Origin of the sequence: Paenibacillus sp. V4I5, from assembly GCF_030817255.1 — a bacterium.
Taxonomy (GTDB): domain Bacteria; phylum Bacillota; class Bacilli; order Paenibacillales; family NBRC-103111; genus Paenibacillus_E.
Map to the genome: position 1 here is coordinate 3,296,717 of NZ_JAUSZB010000002.1, position 25,588 is coordinate 3,322,304.

Annotated in this window: 25 protein-coding genes; 5 read left to right on the forward strand and 20 right to left on the reverse strand. The window is 45.0% G+C overall.

What is annotated here, in order from left to right; all coding sequences use genetic code 11:
* The first annotated feature begins 14 nt into the window (after positions 1-14).
* The 3 genes from QFZ78_RS16915 to glsA all read left to right on the forward strand — a co-directional run bounded on the left by QFZ78_RS16915 (position 15) and on the right by glsA (position 3,653).
* The gene (locus QFZ78_RS16915) at positions 15-1,640 is read left to right on the forward strand and encodes an MDR family MFS transporter (protein ID WP_307555735.1); all 1,626 of its coding nucleotides are present in this window, start codon (positions 15-17) and stop codon (positions 1,638-1,640) included.
* Between the two features lie 112 nt (positions 1,641-1,752).
* Positions 1,753-2,673: an aldo/keto reductase gene (locus QFZ78_RS16920; protein WP_307549270.1), complete on the forward strand. Its 921-nt coding sequence runs from the start codon at positions 1,753-1,755 to the stop codon at positions 2,671-2,673.
* 26 nt (positions 2,674-2,699) lie between these two features.
* The gene (glsA, locus tag QFZ78_RS16925; RefSeq protein ID WP_307549272.1) at positions 2,700-3,653 is read left to right on the forward strand and encodes a glutaminase A; all 954 of its coding nucleotides are present in this window, start codon (positions 2,700-2,702) and stop codon (positions 3,651-3,653) included.
* Positions 3,654-3,861: 208 nt separating this feature from the next.
* Here glsA and QFZ78_RS16930 read toward each other — a convergent pair whose 3' ends face one another.
* From QFZ78_RS16930 to QFZ78_RS16960, 7 genes are all read right to left on the reverse strand, one after another.
* Complete coding sequence (locus QFZ78_RS16930) at positions 3,862-4,893, reverse strand: glycoside hydrolase family 76 protein (protein WP_307549274.1); 1,032 nt, start codon at positions 4,891-4,893, stop codon at positions 3,862-3,864.
* 67 nt (positions 4,894-4,960) lie between these two features.
* Positions 4,961-6,133: a glycoside hydrolase family 76 protein gene (locus QFZ78_RS16935; protein ID WP_307549276.1), complete on the reverse strand. Its 1,173-nt coding sequence runs from the start codon at positions 6,131-6,133 to the stop codon at positions 4,961-4,963.
* A 30-nt stretch (positions 6,134-6,163) separates the two neighbouring features.
* Positions 6,164-7,000 carry a carbohydrate ABC transporter permease gene (locus QFZ78_RS16940; protein WP_307555737.1) on the reverse strand — a complete coding sequence of 279 codons (837 nt, stop codon included), beginning with the start codon at positions 6,998-7,000 and terminating at the stop codon, positions 6,164-6,166.
* Positions 7,001-7,045: 45 nt separating this feature from the next.
* Positions 7,046-7,891, reverse strand: a complete 846-nt coding sequence (locus tag QFZ78_RS16945) for a carbohydrate ABC transporter permease (protein ID WP_307555739.1) — start codon at positions 7,889-7,891, stop codon at positions 7,046-7,048.
* Positions 7,892-7,982: 91 nt separating this feature from the next.
* Entirely contained in the window at positions 7,983-9,308 is a 1,326-nt protein-coding gene (locus QFZ78_RS16950; RefSeq protein ID WP_307549278.1) for an ABC transporter substrate-binding protein, read from the reverse strand.
* 75 nt (positions 9,309-9,383) lie between these two features.
* Entirely contained in the window at positions 9,384-10,718 is a 1,335-nt protein-coding gene (locus QFZ78_RS16955) for a glycoside hydrolase family 125 protein (RefSeq protein WP_307549280.1), read from the reverse strand.
* A 191-nt stretch (positions 10,719-10,909) separates the two neighbouring features.
* Positions 10,910-12,040, reverse strand: a complete 1,131-nt coding sequence (locus tag QFZ78_RS16960) for a GntR family transcriptional regulator (RefSeq protein ID WP_307549282.1) — start codon at positions 12,038-12,040, stop codon at positions 10,910-10,912.
* Positions 12,041-12,249: 209 nt separating this feature from the next.
* Here QFZ78_RS16960 and QFZ78_RS16965 point away from each other — a divergent pair, with 209 nt between their 5' ends.
* Positions 12,250-12,993: an SDR family oxidoreductase gene (locus QFZ78_RS16965; protein ID WP_307549284.1), complete on the forward strand. Its 744-nt coding sequence runs from the start codon at positions 12,250-12,252 to the stop codon at positions 12,991-12,993.
* Between the two features lie 72 nt (positions 12,994-13,065).
* Here the strand turns inward: QFZ78_RS16965 and QFZ78_RS16970 are convergent, their stop codons facing one another.
* The 4 genes from QFZ78_RS16970 to nikR are packed head-to-tail and all read right to left on the reverse strand — an operon-like array spanning position 13,066 to position 15,860.
* Positions 13,066-13,251, reverse strand: coding sequence for a hypothetical protein (locus QFZ78_RS16970; RefSeq protein WP_307549285.1), 186 nt, complete (start codon positions 13,249-13,251; stop codon positions 13,066-13,068).
* Between the two features lie 39 nt (positions 13,252-13,290).
* The gene (locus tag QFZ78_RS16975; protein ID WP_307549287.1) at positions 13,291-14,937 is read right to left on the reverse strand and encodes a copper resistance CopC/CopD family protein; all 1,647 of its coding nucleotides are present in this window, start codon (positions 14,935-14,937) and stop codon (positions 13,291-13,293) included.
* Between the two features lie 11 nt (positions 14,938-14,948).
* Positions 14,949-15,353 carry a DUF2203 domain-containing protein gene (locus QFZ78_RS16980; RefSeq protein WP_307549288.1) on the reverse strand — a complete coding sequence of 135 codons (405 nt, stop codon included), beginning with the start codon at positions 15,351-15,353 and terminating at the stop codon, positions 14,949-14,951.
* 51 nt (positions 15,354-15,404) lie between these two features.
* Positions 15,405-15,860: a nickel-responsive transcriptional regulator NikR gene (nikR, locus tag QFZ78_RS16985; protein WP_307549290.1), complete on the reverse strand. Its 456-nt coding sequence runs from the start codon at positions 15,858-15,860 to the stop codon at positions 15,405-15,407.
* 155 nt (positions 15,861-16,015) lie between these two features.
* On the opposite strand from nikR, the gene QFZ78_RS16990 reads away from it, so the two are divergent.
* Positions 16,016-16,897, forward strand: a complete 882-nt coding sequence (locus QFZ78_RS16990) for a PhzF family phenazine biosynthesis protein (protein ID WP_307555741.1) — start codon at positions 16,016-16,018, stop codon at positions 16,895-16,897.
* Between the two features lie 78 nt (positions 16,898-16,975).
* Here QFZ78_RS16990 and QFZ78_RS16995 read toward each other — a convergent pair whose 3' ends face one another.
* From QFZ78_RS16995 to QFZ78_RS17035, 9 genes are all read right to left on the reverse strand, one after another.
* Positions 16,976-17,314 (reverse strand): DoxX family protein, encoded by a 339-nt coding sequence (locus tag QFZ78_RS16995; protein ID WP_307549291.1) that lies wholly within the window; start codon positions 17,312-17,314, stop codon positions 16,976-16,978.
* 176 nt (positions 17,315-17,490) lie between these two features.
* The gene (locus tag QFZ78_RS17000) at positions 17,491-17,949 is read right to left on the reverse strand and encodes a MarR family winged helix-turn-helix transcriptional regulator (protein WP_307549293.1); all 459 of its coding nucleotides are present in this window, start codon (positions 17,947-17,949) and stop codon (positions 17,491-17,493) included.
* Between the two features lie 149 nt (positions 17,950-18,098).
* Positions 18,099-19,730 (reverse strand): PAS domain-containing sensor histidine kinase, encoded by a 1,632-nt coding sequence (locus QFZ78_RS17005; protein ID WP_307549294.1) that lies wholly within the window; start codon positions 19,728-19,730, stop codon positions 18,099-18,101.
* 255 nt (positions 19,731-19,985) lie between these two features.
* On the reverse strand, positions 19,986-21,743 hold the full coding sequence (locus QFZ78_RS17010; protein WP_307549296.1) for a response regulator: 1,758 nt from the start codon (positions 21,741-21,743) through the stop codon (positions 19,986-19,988).
* 50 nt (positions 21,744-21,793) lie between these two features.
* Positions 21,794-22,168 (reverse strand): response regulator, encoded by a 375-nt coding sequence (locus tag QFZ78_RS17015; protein WP_307549298.1) that lies wholly within the window; start codon positions 22,166-22,168, stop codon positions 21,794-21,796.
* 159 nt (positions 22,169-22,327) lie between these two features.
* Positions 22,328-22,705: a gamma-glutamylcyclotransferase family protein gene (locus QFZ78_RS17020; RefSeq protein WP_307549301.1), complete on the reverse strand. Its 378-nt coding sequence runs from the start codon at positions 22,703-22,705 to the stop codon at positions 22,328-22,330.
* 17 nt (positions 22,706-22,722) lie between these two features.
* Positions 22,723-23,553 carry a sugar phosphate isomerase/epimerase family protein gene (locus QFZ78_RS17025; protein WP_307549303.1) on the reverse strand — a complete coding sequence of 277 codons (831 nt, stop codon included), beginning with the start codon at positions 23,551-23,553 and terminating at the stop codon, positions 22,723-22,725.
* A 45-nt stretch (positions 23,554-23,598) separates the two neighbouring features.
* Complete coding sequence (locus tag QFZ78_RS17030; RefSeq protein WP_307549304.1) at positions 23,599-24,576, reverse strand: Gfo/Idh/MocA family protein; 978 nt, start codon at positions 24,574-24,576, stop codon at positions 23,599-23,601.
* 103 nt (positions 24,577-24,679) lie between these two features.
* Positions 24,680-25,510: an AraC family transcriptional regulator gene (locus QFZ78_RS17035; RefSeq protein ID WP_307549305.1), complete on the reverse strand. Its 831-nt coding sequence runs from the start codon at positions 25,508-25,510 to the stop codon at positions 24,680-24,682.
* Positions 25,511-25,588 lie beyond the last annotated feature (78 nt).

A 25,588-nucleotide genomic window follows, 5' to 3' on the forward strand; every position in this document is an offset into this window, starting at 1 on the left:
CTTCAGAGAATTCTATAGAAGCAAATGCAGCACCAGAACTCAAAAATCGAGGTCTCCTGCTTACAGGGCTTATTATTGCCATGCTATTTGGCGCATTAGACGGTACCATTGTCGGAACAGCTATGCCGCGTATCGTCGGTGAGCTCGGCGGACTTGGGTTGATGGCTTGGCTAACGACAGCTTACATGCTGACTTCAACCGTGGTCGTGCCTATTGCCGGTAAATTGGCTGACTTGATGGGCCGCCGCGTTATCTATGTAACAGGTCTTATTATCTTCATTGGGGCTTCAGCTCTTTGCGGGATGGCTCAGAATATGACCGAGCTTATCTTGTTCCGTGGCTTACAAGGTATTGGCGGCGGTATTATGATGCCTATGGCAATGATTATTATCGGGGATTTGTTCACTGGTAAGCAGCGTGCCAAATGGCAGGGCGTATTCGGCGCGATTTTCGGTTTATCGTCAGTAGTCGGACCCCAAGTCGGTGGCTGGATCGTTGACGCATTAGACTGGCGTTGGGTATTTTACATCAACCTACCAGTCGGTATCCTTGCAGTTGTCTTAATTTCTATCGCATTACCGAAGCATAAAGCAATCGGTAAAGTAAAGTTCGATATTCCCGGTATAGTTACCATGATTACTGGGGTCGTCAGCTTACTGCTTGCTTTGACATTTGGCGGTAATGAATATGCTTGGTTGTCTTGGCAAATCATTGGTCTTTTCGTACTAGCCATTGTATCTTTGGTATCCTTCGTTATTATTGAGAGTAAAGCACAAGAGCCGATTCTCCCTGTTCGTTTGTTTAAAAATAGAACTTTTACAACAATTAACGGCGTAGGATTCCTTATGGCAGTTGGTATGTTCGGAGCCATTATGTTCGTTCCGCTTTTCATGCAAGGCATCGTCGGTATCAGTGCTTCGGCTTCCGGTACAGTGATGACGCCGCTCATGATCACAATGATAGCGGCCAGCGTTATTTCCGGTCAATTCATCCATAAAATTGGAATTCGCAAACAAATGCTTACCGGAATGGTCATTATGGCAGTAGGCTTCTATCTTCTGAGTACTATGGGTATTGATACAACAAAATTACTTGCTTCCAGCTATATGCTTCTGTTAGGTCTCGGTATGGGTCTAGTCATGCCTATCCTTACACTAGCCTTACAAGAAAGCTTTCCGAAATCGGAGCTCGGTGTCGTCACGTCTTCCAGCCAGTTTTTCCGTCAAATTGGCGGTACCTTTGGTATGACGATTCTGGGTGCCATTATGAATCACAAATCATCTGTGCTGTTAGAGCAAGACCTAACCCCTGTCGTGAAGCAGCTTCCCGCGAAAGCAAGCGGACTTGCTACTTCAATGACTGACATGATTCATACGAATCCACAAGCTTTATATTCTTCCCTTCTTAATCCTGAATCCTTGGCCAAAATGCCAAAAGAATTCGTGGAGCACATGCTGCCAATTCTAAAAAATGCCCTGGTTACATCGCTTCACCAAGTGTTTATTGTAGGCTTAGTGTTCGTTTTACTTGGGGCTGTTCTGACACTGTTTATCGGTAACATTAAAGTATCTGATCGTAAATCAAAGAAATCAGATGGCAAAAAGGAAACCGAAAAAGAACTTTCACCAGAACTCGCATAATACACAAAGGCTCTTTTCTCTTCATGGAGAGGAAAGAGTCTTTTTCTTTTTGACACGGAGCAAGCTATAGCGTTTAATAAACTTGGATACCTTAAAAAGGAGAGTGCTCGCCATGAAATATCGCAGACTTGGTAAAACGGATTTGAAAGTTTCCATTGTGGGTGTTGGGACTTGGCAGTTCGGCGGAGAGTGGGGACTTACCTACACGCAAGCTGAAGCAGATGCTATTCTCGATCAAGCAGCCGATCTTGGTATAAATCTGATCGATACAGCAGAATGCTATGGTGATCATCTTTCGGAATCTCTTATCGGTAATTACTTATCCCGCCGCAATCGCGAGAACTGGATCGTAGCTACGAAATTTGGCCACCATTTCCATGATCTGTTCACCCGAACAGATGACTTCAGTTCCGAAGGCGTTATCAAACAACTGGACGATTCTCTGAAAGCTTTGCAAACGGACTATATTGACTTATATCAATTCCATTCCGGACCTGATGATTTATTTGATAATGATGTGCTTTGGACAACTTTGGACAAGCAAGTTCAAGCCGGGAAAATCCGTCATTTGGGAACATCCATTGGCAGTAATGCTAATATTCATCAAACAGAAGCCTCCAGCAAGGTTAATTCCAAAGCCATTCAAGTCGTGTATAATCGCTTGGATCGAGCTCCAGAAGAGCTTGTTTTCCCTTCCTGTGTGAATCAAGATCTTGGCGTTCTGGCTCGTGTCCCTTTGGCTAGCGGCTATTTGAGCGGTAAGTATAAGCCTGGTGCGGTGTTCGGCAACACGGATGTACGCCATCGTCATGATGCCGAGAGCGTGAAACAGAAGCTTGAGGACGTGCAGCGCATCCAAAAAGAAGAAGTTCCTGAAGGCATGGATATGGCCAAATGGGCATTAGCTTGGTGTTTGAAGCATGATGCCGTTACAACGGTTATTCCAGGCTGCAAAAATCCTGAACAGGTTATTTCGAATGCAAGCGCAACGGAGCTTATCAGTGATAACCACCCACAGGCTTGGAAGGCTTAAGAGAATGAGGAAGGAATGACTTCTGAATGAGTCATACACAACACGCAGAAACATGGAAGCATCTCAAGGCGCACTTGCCTCAGTGGGTTACGGAAAGCAAGGCACATACATCAGACGGACAGGTTGCTTCCTACATTCCTGAACTTGCTAACGCTCCGGCCGATGTTCTAGGTATCTGTATTATGGATACTGAAGGAAATATCTCTGTGGCCGGCGAATCTGATTTCCGTTTTACCTTACAAAGTATTTCAAAAGTATTTACGCTAATTTTGGCGTTGATGGATAACGGTGAAGAGATTGTTTTCTCCAAGGTGGGGATGGAGCCTACCGGAGACGATTTCAACTCGATGCTGAAGCTCGAACTCGTCGAGCCCGGCATCCCCTTCAACCCGCTTATCAATGCCGGGGCAATTGCGATATCATCCTTGATTGCAGGTAGTGATCCTAAGGAGCAGGTCGAACGGATTCTCCATTTCTTCCGTGATATCGCTCATAATCCTTCACTTGAAATCAATCAAAATGTGTTTCGATCTGAGTCGGATACAGCCCATCGGAATCGTTCGTTAGCTTACTTCCTGAAAGATAACGGTGTGCTGGATAGTGAGGTTGACGACGTTCTCTACGTCTATTTCAGCCATTGTTCCATCGAGGTGAATTGTACCGATTTGGCTAGAATGGCCCTCGTTCTGGCGCACAATGGCGTAGATCCGATTCGTAATCAACGCCTTATTCCGCGGCGATTCGTGCAGATCGCAAAGACGTTCATGTTTACCTGTGGTATGTACAATGCCTCTGGTGAATTCGCCATGAACGTTGGGCTGCCTGCCAAAAGCGGCGTGTCTGGCAGCATTTTGACGATGGTGCCCGGACAATATGGGATCGGTTTGGTCGGCCCGGCGTTGAACCGCAAAGGCAACAGCACCGCTGGTGTTCACCTTTTGGGTACGCTGTCGAAGGAATTTGATTGGAGCTTATTTTAGAGCTGTACGTTGTACAATTTCTTATATGCATAAAATGAACCCTCCCATTTGTTGGGAAGGTTCTTTGGCCTTTTAGGTTGTTAGAAAAATGTTCGCAGTCGCTTTATCCGAGCCTCTACAAGCCATATAGTTGGTCCACATTGAATTAGTCATTATGAATGCGCTTCCACTTCTATGATTTTCACCTCCTTTTAGCTTTAATTTGTCTCTATTTCGTTCGAAGTGATACATACGCCTCCAGTAACATAACGCCGCTTAGCATAACACTTAACTGAATTGAGCCCTCAGGAGGCATTCTCCAGTCTGTGCCAACGCGTCCTTTGTCGTCTATTCCATGCTCCATAAGTGTGATTGCATTTTGCTCAATAAGCTCTGCCGGCAGCTCAAATTCGGGGTAAGTCTCCACCAACTTCAGCAGGTACCGGATTAGTATCCCTTTGAATAAACCTGTATCGTCAATCCCCTCATCAGGCAGCATCCCCGCAGCAGTATCACACAATCGGTTCTTCACCGCGGTTGCCGTGCGGCATGCATCCTCCAGATAAGCTGAATCCCCTGTGCAGATGTATAGTTCGAGTCCGGCTCCGATGAAGACGCCCTGACAATAAGTAAACTGCCAGTCCATATCTATATTCTCATCGCCGAGTCGATTGATGCCATCCCACACGAATCCGTCAACGGAATCGGTTAATGTCCTTTTGTTCCAATCATAGATTTTTTGTGCCCAAGCCAGATCTGCCTCATCGCCAAATCGTTGAAATAGGCGTGCAGCTAGGATAGCGGCTGGAGCATTAGCAGGTGTGTTTTTGTAATCCAGTTGATTTTTTCGCCATGCAATCCCTCCACCCATATGCTCATTCCATCCGTCTCGGATGTCTTCCCACAAGTCGGCAACGCTTTCCCGGTACATCTGGGCACCTGTCATGTCGTAAGCCCTTAGCCAAGCCAGCGCCATCCACTGCATGTCATCATAATAGTGATGGCGAAACGTTCCTCCGTTAGAGCGAAGAATGCCGTGGAACAGCTGCTCTAATCGGTTCGAATATGCCTCATTGCCGGTTCGCGCATAGCCGTCAAGGATGACATCCGCAGCATGTGCTTGCCACCAATAATAGTAATTTTCGTCGGGGCGTTTGACAGTTAAACTGTCGTCCCATTGATTCATAATCTGTGTATCCGGATTCCAATAAAGCTTGTGCAAAGTCGTTTGCAGTTGTTCTGCCATCGCTGCCGCATTCATCTATCCCTCGACTCCTCTGTGCCTAAAAATAAAGGGGCAGATTTTCGGCTGCCCCCTGTTCTCAGTTCTATTTTAGCAATCCCTGCTTCTCCAGCTCAGCCATACGCTCCAGCAGCATAACACCGCTCAAATTCACGCTCAAATCCTCAGCAGGCTCAGGTGTTGCCGCCCATGATTTACTGAACATTACGCGCTGCTCATCTCTCCCGTACTTCCAGAGACTATCCGCATTCGTTACAAGAAGCTCAAGCGACTCCTTCTGACTAGGGTCCGCAAGAACAAGCTCCGCCAAATAACGGACATAGATCCCTTTGAACAAGCCGCCGTCTCCATCGCTTTCACTAGGCAGCATGCCTGTTGCCGGACTTGTCAGCCTGAGCTTCGATGCTTGGGCAGTCCGAGCCGCATCCGCCAGATAGCTCTTGTCCCCAGTCGCCTGATACAGCGCTACCCCTGCTCCGATGTAAACACCTTGACAATAGGAGAATTCCCAACTCTTATCAATCTTGCCGTCTCCCTCGCGGTTTTTCCCATCCCAAACGAAGCCCGTGTCCGGATCAACCAGATTGACCTTCTGCCAATCGTAAATCTTTTTCGCCCAAGCTAGATCCTCCGACTTGCCGAACTGTTTATACAATCTAGCAGCTAGAATGACTGCTGGAGCATTCGCCGGCGTATTCTTATACTCAAGCTGCGGCTTGCGCCATGCAATGCCCCCGCCTTGCTCTTCGTTCCAGCCCGTCTTAATATCCTCCCATAGCTCAAGCGCGGCTTCCTTGTATTTCTCTTCCCCGGTAGCGTTATAAGCACGGAGATAAGCTAGAGCCAACCATTCCATATCATCGTAAAAATCATTCGGCAATACGCCGCCATTGCGGTCCAAAATTCCCTGAAACATGTTCGCTAGGTAGCCCTTATACGCAGCATCGCCCGTTCTCGCATAGGCGTCCACTAACGTATCTACACCATGCGCTTGCCACCAATAATGGAACTTCTCATTGCATAAATCGTTGCAAGGCGACAAATTATCGAATAAGTTCCGCTTTTCATTCCAATATTGCTTAAGCAGCCCGGCTTGCGCTTGATCCGCACGCTGCTCCCAGGTTTCTCTATTTGTACTCACTTGCACATCGGTTATCTTATTGTTTTTGTCCATTGTCTCCACTCCCCAGCTAGCAGCAATGATGATGCCTATCCCAACAACCATCAAGGCTATAATCATTCTTAATCGAATTGTCAAATCGCTTCACCTATAGGTCCGACTTGCGTACTATCCTTTTGTTCCTGTAAAAGCGATTCCTTGCACAAAATACTTCTGCAGCAGCAGGAACAAGATCAGAATCGGCACTACCGCAATTAAAGCACCTGCCATCAACGGGCCGAAGTCGACCTGTTTGTTATAAGTAAAAGCAGCTAAGCCTAGCTGAATCGTTTTCTTGGCAGGATCGTTAAGCATTATGAGCGGGCCGAGAAAGCTGTTCCAGCCTGCTTGAAAGGTGAATATGCCGAGTGTAGCCAACGCCGGCTTCGCAAGCGGAATATAAATGTTCCAAAAGATACGAAGCTCCCCGCTGCCTTCAATTCGAGCCACTTCCTGCAAATCACTAGGTAAAGAAACGAAAAATTGCCTCATAAAAAATACCGCAAAGGATCCCGACGCACCGGGCAAAATAATTGCCCAAAATGTATTGAGCAAACCATTGCCGCCACCGCCTAACCAATCATTTCCTCCCATGAAAGGAATATGCTTCAGCACGAAAAATTGCGGGATCATCGTTACAACACCAGGTATCATCATGGCAGCGAGCAGAATTTTAAACAATGTATCTCTTCCGCGGAAATGAAGCTTAGCGAAGGCATATCCGCTTAAAGAGCCGAACAGCAAGTTGAATAACACTCCCATGAACGCAAGGTAAAAGGAATTCCAAAAATACAGAGCAAATGGAACGAGCTCAAACGCCTTACGATAATGCTCAAACGTTATGCTGGAAGGAATCCATTGAATTGGCAGCATGAAAATCTCTTCATCCGGACGGATGGAAGTGATAAGACTCCATACAAACGGGACGACCATGACGATGCAGACAGCGATGGAAACGATATACATGATTGTCGTTTGCCAATAGGTTTGTTGTTTCACTTTCCATCCCTCCTAGATCACGGATTCCTCTTTGTTTAGTCTCATATTAATGAGCGAAAATACTAAAATAATAATTGACAGCGCAAACGCCATGGCATCGGCATAGCCCATCTGCAGCTGATTGAAGCCTTGCTGATAAATGTGATACACCGTTGTTTTCGTCGAGTTGGCGGGACCGCCCTTGGTCAATACGAACGCCTGATCAAACAACTGCAGCGCGCCTATGATGGCCATTGTACTTACGAAAAAGGTCGTCGGCCTCAGCACAGGCCAAGTAATATAGCGAAAGGACTGCCAAGCATTAGCTCCGTCCAGCTTTGCGGATTCATACAGATGATCGGGAACACCGTTAAGTCCCGCTAAATAAATGATCATGTTCGCTCCAACCGATTGCCACAAGGTCACGAACACAATGGACAGCATGGCGTAAGGCATTTCAGCCAACCATGAAGGTCCTGTGATTCCAAACTTGCTTAAAATATCATTCACGATTCCGAACTCGGGGTTTAGCAGCCATATCCATACCGTCGCCGCAGCAACACCAGAAGTTAACGTTGGCAAATACCCAGCTGTACGAAACAGCTTTACGCCGAAGTGGCTGCGCATAAACAGCAAGGCCATCGATAAAGAGATGGCAATATTCAGCGGAATATAGAGGACAGAGTAAAACAAAACGTTCTTCAGAGTCGTCCAAAAGATGTTATCCTCTACCAAGCGTTTATAGTTATCCAATCCAACAAAATCGTTTTTACTCACAATGTCATAATTCGTGAAGCTTAAATAGAACGCCATGATGACCGGAATGATTGTAAAAATAATAAATAGCAAAATCGTTGGCGTAATAAAGAGATAACCCATCCTAGCTTGATGTCGACCCAGCTTGGTTATCGATGCCAAGAGAATTCCCCCTTCCACAAAAAGGGAGGGTTAGCCCTCCCCACATTTCTAATTACTTCCCTGCAGCGTTCTGATCCAGCAGCTTATCACCTTGCTCTTGCCCCTTCTTGAGCGTCGTGGCTGCATCCTGCTTGCCTTGAATAAACAGTTCAATATTCGGCATCAGACCGTCGCCTTCCATAACCGAGTATCCTGGATGCTGTGGACGAATCTTCGCGAATTCCAGGGTATCCATGAATGGCTTCCAGTTCGGATCGTCCTTGAAGAACGGATCCTGCAGCGCCGGTTTAAAGCCTGGCAGGTTTAAGCTTGTTTTCGCCCATAGCAGCGTGTTGTCTTTATTCGCTAACCACCACTTCTCGAATTCCCATGCCTCGTCTTTATGCTTAGAGCCCGCTGGAATAACGAGACCGAAGCCGCCCATTACGCTTCCTTTAGCGCCGCCAGGTCCAGTTGGTGGAGGCACAACACCGAAATCAAGATCCTTGCCGTATTTCTTATAAGTCGATAGCATCCATGGACCTGTATAGGTCATAGCTACTTTTCCGGTCACAAAAGCATCGGTGCCTTCGCCAAGACCTTTTTCAAACCCAACCTTATACACCTTATCTTTATTGATCAGCTTATCCCAGAAATCCAACACTTGTTTGCCTTGTTCATTATTGAAATTCGTTTTCTTCAGATCGCTGGTCAGCATAGAGCCGCCTGCTTGCTGCAGCCACATATTGAACAGGCCATTATCCTGCATCGACATACCGGAGCGAATCAGCTTATCGCCTTCCCATACCGTTAACTGCTTAGCTGCGTTTTGCAGCTCATCCCAGGTTTTCGGCGGCGCCAGACCTTTCTCAGCGAACAATTTCTTATTATAAAACAGGGCGCGTGCATCAACCGTCAAAGGAAGACCATACAGCTTACCGCCAGAGGAAAGTTCCTTCAAGGCTTCATCGTAATAATCGCCACGGTTAATATTGTCTTTCTTCAAATAATCGTCGATTGGGTGAAGCACGTTCTTGGATGCATACAGCGAAGTACGCCATCTGTCCCAGAACATAATATCTGGTGAGCCCCCTGATGTAGCCGCTGTTAGAAACTTCGTGATCATATCTTCCTGCAAAACATATTTAACTTTGATCTTGTCTTGCGATTTATTAAAAGCATCTGCCATCATCACAAACTGCTTTTCGCCTTCACCGCCCCAGTCTCCCCAGAACGTAATTTCTACCGGTGCTTTGGTGGCGGCTGTCGATGCTGCCGGTGCTGTCGTGGTCTCAGGCTTTTTGCTTTCAGCCGTTTGTTCCCCGCCAGTTTTTGTACTGCATGCTGCCAAACTGAACGTGAGCGAGAGAGCAGTTAAAACGGTCATCCATTTTTTCATGTTTCTTCCTCCCTTTTTAAGTAAACGTTACGAGTGCAGTTGCTATGTTAAAAGGGGTTCCACCCCCTGAATAACCTAGGATGAGTGCGATGCGTTCACGCGATCTTTCAGCAGCTTCTTAAACGATAAGCCACATACGTCTAATACCAACTCACTGAACATGGAGTTCGCCCAAGAGAACCATGGCCGCGTATATTGCGACGGATCGTCCACGTGGAAGCCCTCATGCATCAATCCCGTTCCTGCATCAGTGTCGGCCAATAAATCAAGGATACGAAGCTTCTCCTCCCTGCTTGAAGCCGTAAGACCTTGAACCGCAAGGGATATATGCCAAATGTAACGATCCGGCGTATGCGGACTGCCGATTCCCTGAGCCGCTTTGCCCGAATAAAAGTAAGGGTTTTCATTACTAAGTATAAAGCTGCGTGTATGCTGATACATGGGATCGGATTCAGCAGCATATCCCAAGTAAGGAATGGAGAGCAAACTGGGTACGTTGGCGTCATCCATCAGATTGTAGTTGCCAAGTCCGTCCGTCTCATAAGCGAACATCGTACCGAGCTTGGGATGCTCGATCGTTCCGAATGATTCTATTCCCTGTTTAATCTCAGCGGCCATCTTAAGCGATTCATGGCTGAGACTGGCATCCTGCCACACCTGCTCTGCGATTTCAGCGATATAACCCAGCACCACAACGGCAAACATGTTTGCGGGAACCAAATATCCGTACGAACAAGCATCGTCGCTAGGGCGAAAACCTGACCAAGTCATCCCTGTATAGCTAACTGGACTCCCCTTTCCATCTCTCGTTAACGTGTCTGTCGGAGGACAATGCAATCGCTGGAAGCGATAAGTAGACTTCGTCTCATGGTCTTGTTCAACGCGCCAAAGATTCAGTATCGTATGAACAGCGGATTTGTAGGCATCATTAAAATGTGCGGTTCTTCCCGTTGCTTTCCATAGTAAATAACTGAGCTGAATAGGATAACATAGCGAATCGATTTCGTATTTACGCTCCCAGATCCAAGGGCTCATTTGGGTCAAGTCCTGCTGATGACCAGCGTTGGTTGGCTCCATATTGAATGCATTGGCATACGGGTCAAGTTGAATATATTGCATTTGCCGCTTAACCACACCTTCAATCATATCCGCCAAGCTGGAATCCTCATTCGCCAGAAGCAGATAAGCTCGAACCTGAGCCGATGAGTCACGGAGCCACATGGCTGGTATATCACCGGTGATTACGAAAGTTGATCCATCTTCTAGGTTTTGAATCGTTGTTTGATACGTGTTGGAGAAGCAATCGCGGAACATGGCAGCTAGCATCGGCCGTTGTTCCTTCCGTAATTCGTTACTTACCTGCTCAATGAGTTTACTCATCGATGCAGGCAACTTAGCCTCATTCGTCATCGAGTTCGCTCCTCTCTATTCCGATAAATAAACCGCTTACATTTACGATTATATTGGTATGAATACAGTATGTCAATATATATTTATCATACTATTTATATACCATTTAAATCATATGATATACCAATTAAAAAGAGACTACTAGATTAGCAGTCTCAAGTTTCGATATCCATGATGATTTATTCACCGTATCATTTGGAGGGTCCTGTTGACTCTCCAATGATTAGTTTGGCGTCCAGACTTATTTTATTGGCAACCTTCTCGCCTCGCTTCAGCTTTAGCACATTCTCTACAGCGAGCTTGCCGATTTCTTCTTCCGCTTGGATCAGATGGGTAAAGCGATAGCCGCTGCCAAGCGTCGTAGGAGGGCTATCAAAACAAATAATTGAAATATCCTCAGGTACCTGAAGTCCCATTTGTTCCACAGCAGCCTTGGCTAATAGAGCAATGTTGTATTCCATGGCGAACAAGGCGGTAATTTGCGGATTGCTTCGCAGGTGCTCTTTAATCATATCGATATCTTTATCCATATTAGGTGAATGAAATGAATTTGGCAGCGTAGAGGTGATGTCATCTAACCAGAGCGACCGGTCAACCATGACTCCGCGTTCCGCATGAGCTCGCACGAAGCCTTCAATGCGGTCCTCAATAGCTGTTGTATCCATAGGCGGCGGCGTAAGCAAGCAAATCTGCTTATGTCCCAAATCAAGTAAATAGTCAGCACCCGTGCGAGCAGCGGTTATGTTATCTGTACTAATCGAGGCTGCGGCTACCCCTTTGAGATGACGGTCAACAAGAACTAAGGGAAATTGCTGTATGACCAACTTAAGAAGTTCATCATTATAGAATTCCCCCTGTGCAGGAAACACAATAATGCCATCCACGCCTAATTCAAGAAACGATCGTATGGCTTTTACTTCATTCTCAGGCACACCAAACGATCTGCGCAATACTAGGAAGCTATCGTGCTCAGCGGAAGCCTGCTCCATGCCATAAATCATCTCCGTACCGAAGGTATTGCCGAAATCCGTTATGACTAAGCCAATCAAAGTATGCTTGGTTCTCTCACCCAAAGACGGTCCTTCAGACGCAATTCCCCCTCCTTCCATGACAAAGGAGCCTCTCCCTGGCTTACGCACGATGAGACGTTCTTCTGCCAGCATCTCTAGTGCCTTTTTACTCGTAATACGGCTCACATTATATTCATCCGCCAGTTCCTTCTCGGAAGGAACGCGGTCTCCAACGTTATATTTACGTTGTATAATTTCTTCACGCAGCGTTTCGAATATTCGCTCGTAAATGGGTCTCGAATCCGTTGACAATGCTACCTACCCCCTGCACCCAACCAAATGCTATATCATACGATACCATTAATATATCATGATATACGCATTTTGGATAGAGTCCGGAACTTAATGACAAAAATACAATATTGTCACTTGATTTTCGTTTCTAACCTGTTATAATCAAATCAATATCAATCAAGTTTAAATCAACGGATCTGTATGAACCAATATGAGGAGGAACTACAATGGAGAAAAAATTAGAAGGTAAAGTAGCGTTAGTCACAGGAGCGTCTAGAGGAATGGGACGTGAGATCGCAGAGGAGTTGGCTCGAAACGGAGCCAAGGTTGTTGTAAACTACGCCAGTAATCCAGCGAAAGCTGCAGAGGTCGTTCATGGGATTGAACAGAACGGTGGAATCGCAACAGCCATTCATGCTGATATTAGCCGCGTATCTGACATTGAGCTCATGTTCCAGAAAACAATTGAAGCCTATGGCAAAGTAGATATTCTTGTCAATAATGCAGGCCTCATGATCACTAAGCCTATAGCTAATATCACAGAAGAAGATTTCGACAAGCAGTTTAATGTCAATGTCAAAGGTACCTTCTTCGCTTGCCAACAAGCAGCCAAATACTTAAGCGATAATGGCCGAATCATTAACTTCTCAACTTCTGTCCTCGGTAGTATGTTCCCGACATACAGCGTTTATGCCGGTACAAAAGGAGCAGTTGAACAGTTCACTCGCCAACTTGCGAAGGAATTTGGCCCGAAAGGAATTACGATTAACGCAGTAGCCCCCGGTCCAGTAAATACAGAACTCTTTACAGTTGGAAAAACGGAAGAGCAAATTGAAGGTATCCGCAAAATGAACTCTTTCGGGCGTATAGGTGAGCCTGATGATATTTCAGGCGTTGTCTTATTTTTGGCAAGTGAAGAATCCCAGTGGATAACAGGTCAAACGATCCGCGTCAATGGCGGGTTTATCTAGCCAAAGCGAATGGCGCGGCAATAATCAACGCAAAAAAGGGGCACAATGTGCCCCTCCCTACATAATCCATCACTATTGGATGGCTTGTTTAATACGTTGTAAAGCCTCGATCAGATCATCAATCTCTGTTTCATTTAAACGAATGGTTACATAATTAGGCGAGATGCCGCCATCGTTAATCTCCAGCAATGCCACCTCATCCTTGTCATCAAATTTGACCGACAAATTTTCTTTATAGAGTACTTGAATCCATGCCATTACCGCCACCCACTTTCAACCGTCATAATTTCAAACAATTTAATACACCATGAATTCTTTGGTGTACACCGTTTCATTATCATCCGCATCCATGACACGCATCTCTAATTCCCAATTGCCTCGGAACGGCAAGTATGCCCCCTGAGCTTTGTAGCTGAACTTCACAAAGCCGTAAGATTCTTCTTGAGTGCTATCCTCGTACATGGTTATTGGCACAGAAATAGGCGCCATTTCTTTATCGTCTAAATAATGAAGCAGCATGAGCACCTGCTTCGGTTTCCCTGCTTTTTCCGGGAGCCATACTTTCCCTACAAAGGTATTGGTTCCCTGGATTTTAGGCGTAATATCGGCAGATACATGGACCTTTTCACCCATCTGATGCCATTGCAGCGGCTCGTTGACAGGAATTGGCGCCATATAAGTGATGAGCCCTACCAGCAGTACGATAATGACCATAAAGGTAAGATCAACCTTTATCCAGAGAACGGATTGTTTGGACTTCTGTTTGCGCAAATTAAGCCGAATAATAAAACCAATGAGTACAACAAGGGCAACAGCACCAATTTTCACAAGCAGCAATATTCCCCACGAAGTGTATAGCAAGTAACTTAAGTTTGGCAGGAACAACAAGACGGATAAGGATCCGGATAGCGTAAGTACAAGGATGGAGATCAAAGCCATTTTCGAAAATCGTTGCATATAGGAACTGACATCATCGCTTTTCTGACGCCATTTTGCATAGAGCAGCACTAATCCCCCAACCCAACATGCTGCTCCGACCAGGTGAATAAAATCTAGCCCGATTGTTGCCCATAAGGGAGTAAATGAAGCCGCGTGACCGCTAAAGCTTTTCACCGCTAGTAAACACAATGGCCATAATAAATCTAGCCACTTCCCCCTACCTATAAGTACAAATCCAAGGAAGGATAACACTAGCAAAAGCGCCCAGGAAATACCGATTGAGGTTGCACTAAATAGTTTCCATATCTCTTGGGCCCCACCGCCACCGAGTAGAGCTTCGATATGTGTGAAAATGAGCAGCAATAGGGCTACTAGTTGTGCACGCTGGAGATTGAGAGTCCAATTTGAAAGTGATTTTCGGGAATCTTTCCCGCTTGCTCCCAACATCCTTAACCAGATAACCCACCCAGTCAGCGCCAACATCATCAAGTACCACAGTCCGCGAGACGCATATTGTAGTAAATCTTTTGTTGTTAACTGACCCGTTCCATGATTGTGCCCCCCATATACAGAAGGCAGATCGAGAGCTTCTTCTTGCGGTGGATTGCCAATCGTTATCGGATAACTCCCTGCAACGGGGTGCCCGTCTGCGGAAATGACGTGATAGTTGATCAAATAAAAGCCCTCAGTTAACTTCGGCAGATCAAGAAATATACCTGTCTGCTCTTTGTTCATATAAGCTTTATTACTCGTAATCTCGTCACCATTATGATCCAATACTTTGATATAGAAGAGTCCTGCATCTAACTGTTCATTAAAAGTAACGGATATTTGAGGCGGTGAGCTTTGAAGCTTGGTGCCCGCTTCAGGTTGAGCCTGCACTAATGACGCATGAGCAGAAGCTGTCTGGGGAACAACAACTGCGTTCAAGAGAATTAAGGCGAACATGCATACAAACAATAAGGGCAAAAAGCGTTTGGCTGTGTAACGTAAAGATCTTTGCATACGTATGTCCTCTATTCCGAAATCGGTTTACGTCCAGCAAATCCATCCTGTTTGCCATGGTAATAACGAATTCTATCCTCTCCCTGTTTCCAACAAAGCAGTACTTCCTGTCCTTCCATCAACGCCGGAAAATCGACAAGACCTGTATCTATATCCTTGAGTTCTACACCCGTAAGCTGAAAATTTTGAATAAGCCCGCGCGCTTCGATTTGAAGGAATTCCAGCTCTGCTTCCATGACGAAAAACGGATCCTTCTCAGCGCCGGGTTTCTCCGCATGCTCGTTTTTCTTGATACGAAGCTCTGTATATTTTTCCTCAAACTGGATCTTCAATGCTTGCATTTTCTTCAATTCCTGATTAACAAACGGGAGCATTTCATTAGCCTCTTCTAAACTGAACCACTTTTTAACCGACATATCGCACCTCCGTGCCTTAATTTTATCAAAAAAACAAGACGTCTACGAATTCTACAAATGGGAATCAGGATGCTCATGCGAGTGCCCCTGCTCGTCCACATGAGTAACAGATAACTCCGCATATCCTACACCTTTGAGTACTTGAATTCGCTGTTGAAGCTCTCTAAGCTTCTGTACCTTACCGCGAACAACTAATATTTCTAAGCATTGTTGATGGTTTAAATGGATATGCATCGTTGAAATAATCGCATGGTGGTAATCATGTTGAAGTTCCATCAAGGTAATCGGCAAATCGCGAATATGATGGTCATACACCATCACGATCGTACCGGCAACGGTTTCGTCGGGTTGCATGCTGCTAGACGTTAACAGCGCTTTGCGCGTAAGATCACGTATAGCTTCAGATCGATTATCATAGCCCTGCAAGGCAATGAGCCGGTCATATTGCTCAATGAGAGATTGCGGCATGGAGATACCGAAGCGCACCAGATTTTCTTTGTCAGACATCCGCCCACTCCTTTTCGTGTAACATTTCCTATACCCTTACTCTAGCAGAAAGCAGCTCTGTCGCAAACCTTACCCGGCGCGAATTCGCAAAATAATCACAATATGATAAGGTGTATTCATCTATACATTCATTCAAAGGAGTGGGAATCATGTCCATACAGCCATTATCTTTTTCGATCGTTGATGTATTTGCCGAGCATAAATATGAAGGCAATCAGCTCGCCGTATTTCGTCATGCTGCCCACCTATCCACAGAGGAAATGCTTTCCATTACTCGCGAGATGAACTTCTCCGAAACAACGTTTATCCTGTCGGAAGAGCCTAATAATGGTGGATATGATGTGCGTATCTTCACCCCGAAAGAGGAGGTATCGTTTGCTGGTCATCCGACTCTAGGCACAGCGTACATCATTCAAAAAGATATCATAGGACACCCTGTCCAGCAAATTGTGCTTAACTTAAAAATCGGTCAAATACCGGTCACTTTTGATGAAAAGAATCCCGGCATGGCTTGGATGCAGCAGAAGCCGCCTATATTTGGAGAAATTATCGATCTAGATACGATCGCAGCCGTTCTAGGAATTCCAGCTTCGTCCATTGATTCACGCTACCCGGTTCAAGAGGTTTCTACCGGCCTACCAGCCCTTATTGTCCCACTAAAAAGCTTGAAAGACGTTCAGCGCTGTAACGTTAATCGCGATCTATATTTCCATCTTATTGAGAAGCTTTCAGCTAAAATGATTTTAGTCTTTTGTCCAGAGACTTATCAGGCATGCAACTCTTTAAATGCCAGGGTGTTCGGTGACTATTTTGGTGCTCCCGAAGATCCGGCTACCGGAAGTGCCAATGGCGATTTGGCCGGATATTTGATTAAATACCGCTATTTCGGCAATGAATCCATCGACATCCGCGTTGAGCAAGGCTTTGAAATCATGCGTCCTTCCATTCTTTATCATCGGGCATCTCAGAAGGATGATCTCATCTCTATTCAAATCGGCGGTAAAACCATATATACAGCAAAAGGCGAGTGGGTATAAGCAAAATAACAATAAAATGCCGGATCCTAATGAATAGGGCCCGGCATTTATTGGTTCAAACATGACAACAAATACTTCTCAATTTATGAATACGATAACCAACGTAAGGATTAATAAAATAATAGGCATACCTATTTTTGATACAGGATCCTTAATACGTAGATGGGTTATGACGGCTCCAGCCATAATAACGGCCAACAGCAATCCGCCAATAGCAATAAGACTGTCGTTCCAAATCCCTGCAACCAGGAGTGCGGCACCGGCAATTTCGAGCAAGCCAGTGATTACCCTAAACCACTGAGGCATCCCGTAACGTGTAAATTCATCCACCATTTGCTTTGAACCGAGCTTAGAGGCTCCAAACATCAGAAACCCAAGTGCTAAAATGATTTGAATAATAATAGATACCATATTCATCTAACTCCTCCCCTTTTTTACCTAATCATAAGTAACCTATGACTAGATATCCTAACAATATTATAAATAAATACTAACATTAGGATATTTATTTGTCAACCATTTTCAAATAGGCATTTAATTGAAAAAAAGTTATCCAGTAACGACTGGATAACTTGAATTCGATTGGTATTGTCTTATTTATCTTTACTGAGTTCTTGTGCTCCAAATCCTAGTTTCTTTAATAGATCGATCATCAGAAGTTTTTCCTCGTTGCTTATAAAGGAGAAATTCTGAGTTATAACGGCTGCATGTTTCGGAAAAATCTCATTAAATAGGGTTTCACCCTTCTCAGTAAGAGCGACATTGGAGGTTCTTCTATCCGTAGGACTTGATTGTCGTCTTACATAATCTTTCTGTTCAAGTTTATCTACCACGTAGGTAATACTCCCGCTTGGAATACTAAATATTTCACTAATCCTTTGAATAGGATGAGGACCTTTGTTGTAGAGGAGCTCTAGAATCATAAAATGGTCTGGACTGATTCCATGACTTTCGATATCTCGTTTGGTATTATCAGCAATAGCTTTGGAAGCTTTACTCCAGATTCGGAATAATCTTAAATCAAGCTGGCTTTGTTCGTCTCCCTGGTACATGATCGTTCCTCCTTTGGTGTAAATCCTTTCGTATTCTTCACTACTTCAAATTGTAATAACACTATGCTAACTTTAGGGTAATTTGTTTGTCAAGTCATCGGATTTTTCAGAAAAAAAAAACTCCTCTTCAGGAGTTCATTATCGCAAGCCTATTTATTCGGATCTAAAGGTAAAATTAGATCAACCGTTGTTCCTATACCGATCTGACTCTTTATATGAAGACTCCCGTGATGTGCTTCAATGATTTTTTGGCTCACCATTAATCCTAATCCGGTCCCTTTTTCTTTTGTCGTATAAAAGGGTTCTCCTAACATCGCTATTCGTTCTTCAGAAATTCCACACCCCTGATCAATAAAACGAATAACGATTGTATCGTCGTCTACCTTCATAAGAATTTCAATAGTACCGCCATCTGTCATTGCTTCAATTGCATTTTTAAGAATATTAATAACGACCTGTTTTAATTGATTTTCCTCACAATTGATTAACGGAATGTCCGAATCAAACGTCGTATGAATCTGCACATCACTAAGAATTGCTTGTGTATCAAGCAGTGAAATCACATCTTGAAGAATCTTCCGAAGATCCTTCATTTCAAAACTCACTGCTTGCGGCTTAGCAATTACCAAAAACTCGCTAACGATATAATTGATTCGATCCAATTCTGCTAACATGATTTGAAAATACTCATCATAATTATCCATTTTTGTTTGTAATAATTGGACAAATCCTCTAAGAGAAGTTAAAGGATTTCGAATCTCATGAGCAACACCTGCGGCAAGCTGACCTACTACCGATAGCTTTTCTGATTTAAGCAGCAGCTCTTCTGTCCTCTTACGTTCAGTCATGTCTTTCGCAATGCCATAAACACCATCGATCTTATCATTTATGATAATAGGAACCATCTTTAAGCTTAAATCGATACTATAGCCTTTTTTATTAGTGATGGCGACTTCTGTGTTGTTTGATTCGCCTTTTGCCGACTCTTCAAATAGATTCAATACTTTCGATTGATCACCGTCTACCATTAAATGACTAAAGGTTTGATGAAGCAGCTCTTCCTGCTGGTAGCCCGTAATCTTTTCAGTAGCAGAATTCATATGTAGTATTTGTCCATTTAAATCTAATACAAATATGGCATCGGGGTTATTCTCAACAAGTGACTTATAACTCTGCTCTCTTTCTTCGAGCAAACGTTGGGATCGTATACGTTCAGTGATATCCCTACATATAAGTTGTACTGCCGGTTTACCTAAGTAAATAATAGGTACTGCTCTGACCTCTACATCAATTACTTGATGGTCTAAGCGAAGAAATTTCTGCTCAATGGGAGCTATCGATACCCTCCCCTCTTCAATCATCCTAATTCGTTCCTTGGCAAAATCGTTATAATCGGGATGCACCAATTTCATTACGGGATAATCAATAAGTTCCTCTGGGCTAGCTGCCCCAAATATTTCGGCACCAGCAGGATTGATATAGATTATTTTCCCTTTACTGTGAACAACTAACGGTTCTGGTGAGTGTTCCACAAGAATTCGGTATCGTTCATCACTTTCTGTAAGAGCCATTTTCAAACGTTTTACCCACAAATATAGAACCAATGCGGTGAGAAAAACATAAAATAAACCCTTAGTTGAATGAATGGTGATTACCCCTGATAAGTTAAGTATGTCTATAAATTTATCCGACAGGATAATCCATAGACTTCCCACAAGCAAATAGACCAAAGAGATTTTAAAAGGAGTTCTAAGATTTAGTGCCTTTGACCAATTATGCATATATTTCTTCCTTAACCTTCCTTTTTTCACTCAAACTGAACAAACAGGATCATTTACTAGCGGCCATTATATGTAGACGAATTTGATTATAGCATTTATTATTCAAAAAGATTATTGGATATTTATTACATTTGATAAAACCTCAAACAAATAAAAAGGAGTCGCCGACAAGCAACTCCTCCACTTGATTAAGCGAAAAAAAAGCTGCTCGCCATATAAATGGGAGAAGCAGCTTTGAGTTCTTTATTTGTTTTTTCACACTAATTTCATTAACTGTCTCACACGAACTTCCAACTCAACGAGCGAGAACGGCTTCGTCATATAGTCGTCAGCTCCCATTTGAAAGCCTTTGGCTAGATCATCTTCCTTCTTCTTGCCTGAAAGCATAAGTACCTTCATGTCCCGAACGGTTAGACGTGGATCCTTCTTTATCTGCGACAACAATGAGAATCCATCTAACTTCGGCATCATTCCATCGAGAATACAAGCATCATAGGAATTGGCGAGCAGTAAGCCGAGCGCGACTGCACCATCGGCAGCATGGGTAATTGTAATCGGTAAATGCTCTAAATGCGAAGTGAGAATCGCTCGTAAAATCGGATCATCATCCACAATGAGGAGATTTTTCTTATCAATTTGCGGACTGGCAGCCAACTTACGAAGCTCTGTTCCTTCCTCCTCGACCGAAGCGCTAACAATCCTATCCTTGCCTTGTTGCTTAGCTTGATACATCGCATCGTCAGCCTTGGCCACCCAATCCGCAACCGTCATCCCCTCATGCCACTCTGCAACACCTGCTGAGAAGGTAACAGAGAAGGTTTGACCCTCGTACTGCGCAACTGCATTTAAACGCACTTTATTAAGTATGGATTGCATGGTTGCAACTGCCTGCTCTACTGTTGTATTCGGAAGGGCAATAACGAACTCTTCGCCGCCAAAACGTGCCAACAGGTCTGTCGAACGCAAGTTCACTTGCAGCAAATGAGCCAAGCCTTGGAGCACCAAGTCTCCGACGTGATGCCCATAAGTATCATTGATACGTTTAAAGCAATCAATGTCTATAAAAACGAGCGAGATTGGTGCCGGATAGCGCTCAATACGCTGTAATTCCATACCAATCTGAAGATCGAAATAGCGGCGATTGAACACCCCGGTTAACGGATCGCGGAAGGCAAGCTGCTCGAAATTTTTTGTTCTTTTGAGCAATCCATAGATTCTTGCGGCCAATTCCTCGTACTGAAAGGGCTTCGTCACATAATCATCGGCTCCCAAGTGAAAACAGCGGACTTTATCATTCAAATCGTTACGTCCCGACAATACAATAAGCGGTAACCATTTCAATGTAGGATCCTCTTTGAGAAATTCAAAAAGCTCATACCCAGACTGAGGATGCATCATGAGATCAAGCGTCACTAAATCATACGTATGTTCACGTAATAATTTCATGGCGCTCTCCACATCTGCTGCTTCATCAACAATACAATCATCGAGTTGAAGACGGCGTGTCAAATAAGAGCGCAGCACCTCGTCGTCATCTACAAGAAGCAATCTACTCTTCATGGATCTAAGCAAAGAGCCGCCACTAGGATCCTGCTGTTCGTCCATCTTGATTTCTGTCACGCCGATATCATATTCCATATTCATTTCACGAAGCGAATGTATACTTCGTTCTGCGCTTTCTATGATCGGGTTGATCGCCAAGAGCAGCCCCTCTGCGTCATTATCCATGGATTGCGTCCATTCCCAGGCTCGAACCATATCCTCAGCCAGCTTACCGATCCTGACATAACCAAAAATAGGCGCACTGCCTTTAAGCGTATGTACGATGCGGTAAAACTGTTTTAAATCACCGGCTGCAGGCACTGACCGAATCGTATCAAGCAGCGAGTTAAGCTCCCTAAGCTGCTTTTCAAATTCACGAATAAACAACTTTCTGCCTTGTCTTAGAATTCTTGCATCTCTATCCGATTCTGACTTGGAGTCCTTCAACCCCTCTAGATTCGTATTATTCATGACAGCCATTCACCCTTTTTATATATAAAATAATCTCTATATTGTTCGAACTAACGTTGTAATAATTGTCCGACCGTATCGATTAATTGAAGAGGGCTGAATGGTTTAACAATATAGGTGGTTACGCCTGCTGCTTTGGCTTTTTCTTTGTCCTTCTCTAAGGCCTTAGCCGTCAGCAAAATAACCGGTATATCCCGATTGGCATTATCGCTATGTCGCAGCCATTCACAGACTTCAACACCCGTCCGCTCCGGCATCATATAGTCAAGTATGATAAGATCGTAGGTTTCCTTTTGCAATTGCTCCATCGCTTGTTGACCATCTTCAACTTCCGAGATGGCATAACCTTCATCAGAAAGAGTTTCAGTAAGCAGAAAACGTAGCGCGATTTCGTCATCTGCAAGTAAAATTTTATAAACAGACATGGCGTTCTCCTCAACCTGTAGAATTACCACCAATTATAGCATCTAGTGTCGAAGCAAGGAACTAAAATGTTCCAAGTTTTACTATGAAAGATAAGGATTAAATTTAAAATGTTAACAAAAAAGAGCCAACAGAATTCTATCCTGTCGGCCCTTCCTTTCTTATTTAGCTTTCCACGATCCGCTCGTTATTTCACTAAGGCCGCTGACATCTTGCCAAATATATACCCAACCTTCTCGTGAGCCTTTCACGTCAGTAATCCATACGCGTTCATACTCATTGGAATGACCGGGTCCGTAATAATCTTCCAAAATGTCCATGGCCTTCAGTCCTGCTTCCGTGACCTCAAACCATTCACCGACAACGATATTTTCTTGCGATTCCTCATGTTCGGTAGGCAAAGCAAGTGCGGGGTAGTGACCAACATCGTACAAACGGCCGCGAACCGCACCAGGCTGAACGGAGAGCACAAAAGGCTCCGCAACATAGTGGTTGCTCTCTCCTACTAGAAGTGTCCCATAGACGAAAACTGAAATCATATACTCACTCCCTGTCGTTACCGCGGAGCTCCGCCAAGAATAATATCCAAGTGCCGAGAAGTGTCATACACTGTCTGCAGCGGACTTTCTGCGTACAGACCGACTTCAGCCGTCACTGTATCGGTATACCCGATGTCCTTTAGCGCCGATCGGACTGCCGTCCAATTGACATCGCCCGAGAGCAGCGGGACAAAACCATGACCGGTGCCTACACCTGGTCGGTAATCCTTGACATGCACTTTGAATATACGTGAACCAAGAATTTTGATCCACTGCTGCGGATAACCGTTATGCAAAATATTGCCTACATCAAAATAAACGCCAAGATAAGAAGATTGAAAATCGTCGACATAAGCACGCATTTCAAGCGGCGAAAGCAAAAATTTGTTCCACACGTTTTCGATGCCAATGCGAACGCGACGTCGTTCTGCTTCTTTCACCAGCAAAGCGAGTTCAGCACGGCTGCGGTCGTAGCACTCATCATACGAGGTCTCCTCGTTGACGGCTCCAGGTACGACAAGCACTGTATCGATACCTAGCAGCTCCGCTAGCTCCAGCTGTTTCTCGACAACGCGACGCCCCTGCTCTCGTACAGACGCGTCCGCCGAAGATAGCGGAGTGTGCCACAGCAGAGAGGTAGACAAGCTTCGCAGCTGAATACCGTACTCTTTTGCCATGCGGCCAATCTCCTCTGCCTCCGTCGCAGTCGTCTCCATGGTCAAACCAACACCGCCTAATGGATTGACATTCAGCTCAACCGCGTCATAACCAGCCTCACGGCTAATCGAGAATAGCTGCTGCAGCGGCAGCCCTTCAGGGAAGCACCATTGATTTACTCCTTTTAACATGCCTTAACCTCCTTCATGTATTTCAAAATGGAAACATTCGTACTCTTATGCCGAAGTGATCGTTATCGTTTGCTTCGCAACGGCCGAATCATTCGCCGCCAGTGTAACCTCGAGCGTCGCTGCCGCTTCGCTATAATCACCGAGCACTAGCTCCTGCCGTCCTGTTTTCACTGCTGCGACAAACGCCCGATTTTGCTCGAGGTAAAAATCCATCTCCGACGTCAAAGTCACGTCTTGCGTATCATCCACAATCCGAACCGTCATACCGCTAATTGACACGTAGAAGTCATGCCCGAAAAACTCCACATCCCCGCGTCCAATTTTACGGGACAAGCTTGTATTGCTAATCGTGCCTAGCGCCCCACTGCGCAGCCCGAAAGATACGATGCCCACATCATACACAGTTGCCTCTGGATGGATCCGATGGATGTGTCTCTGCTCATAATTCGCTTGGACGTAGTCAAACTCACCGGCCAAATAACGAATCAAGTCCACTTGATGTGTCGATTGCTCTACAAGTTGACCGCCCGAACGTTCCATAAGCCTCCACCAACTTACCTCCGGCATGCCGCCAATTCGGTACGCGAGCACCATATCTACTTGCTTATCAGCCAAATACTGCTTTGCCTTCTGCACAGTATCCAGATAACGCAGGCAATAGCCTGACGAATGGATGATACCCGATTCTCGAATAATCTGTTCTTTACGACGTACCTCCTCCATATGTAAGCCGATTGGTTTCTCTGATAACAGATGTATGCCCCGTGCTGCAGCCGCTTCTTCAATCCCTTCCCTAGCAAAAGGTGGCGTGCATATATAAAGCGCATCGATTACCCCCGCGTCCATCATTTCTATCACAGTTTCGTACGTGTTTGCGCCGAAAGTTTCAGCGATCTCCCTCGCCCGATCCGCGTTCATGTCGCATACGGCCGTAATCACTGCGTCATCGATTTGCTGCAATGTTTTCATATGGTACTCTGCCATGCCGCCTACACCAATAAATCCGATTCTTACTTTTTCCATCCGTCGTGGCCTCCCTATGTGTTTACGTTTACTCCACTAGCATATCGAATCAGAAAGCTCTTGTATTTAGGGAAACCGAACCGCAATTTACGCAAAACGAAGGCTAGTCCAACATCGAACCGTGCTGCAACCGTTGACTTTTCCGCCAAGCCGTAGGTGGGAGACCCTCTTGTTCCTTAAACCACTGTGAAAAAGAATGCAACCTGAAAAAGCCTACCTGCTCGGCGATTTCACGCATATCCTTCTCTGTAGAGCTAAGCAGCCATTTTGCCTCCTGCAAACGGCACTGCTGCTGATATTGCTTTGGGCTAACGCCATACATTTGTTCAAAGACACGGCGAAAGGCGGGCTCCGTAAAACCGGCCATCTCTGCCAAATCAGAAATGTGAACAGATTCCTGCACATTTTCACGCATATAGTCAGCCGCTTTCGTCACCGTCATTCCCTGCAAATCCTGCTGCGAGTGTTCAAGCAAAAAAAGCAGCAGCACTTCCATCCATGCCGAATAATTAGCTTGCTTCTCCTTTAAGAACGATGCTTTCATCCGCAACCACTCCCGAAACAATCGCTCGAATCGTTCTTTGTCCAGTCGGGATAAAGCAAGGAATAAAGGCGATCTATCTGCACCGCCTCCGTCGCCAGTAAATCCGCTGCCTCCGAGCTTCGCGATCAGCTCCATCGTACGTGACGTTACGCCCTGCAGCAAAATAACCCCAAATCTCACATTCGTAACAGCTTCAAATCTGTGTGACATGTCTGAAGGGATAATGACGATATGCCCTGCTTCCATCCAGCTTCGCCTCGACCACTCGAACAAGCACCGTCCTTCTAGCACGATACTGACTTCAACGGCCGAATGACGGTGAAATCCATCATCATAAAAATCAGCATCATGTGTGCCGATAAAACTGCGGATATCCAGCTCATCTTGCATTTGTCTTGCTCCACCTCCAAAAAGCGATCGGGCGCTTGCTAACGTTTTCTTACTTTTTAATTTCAAGAAAATAAAGGG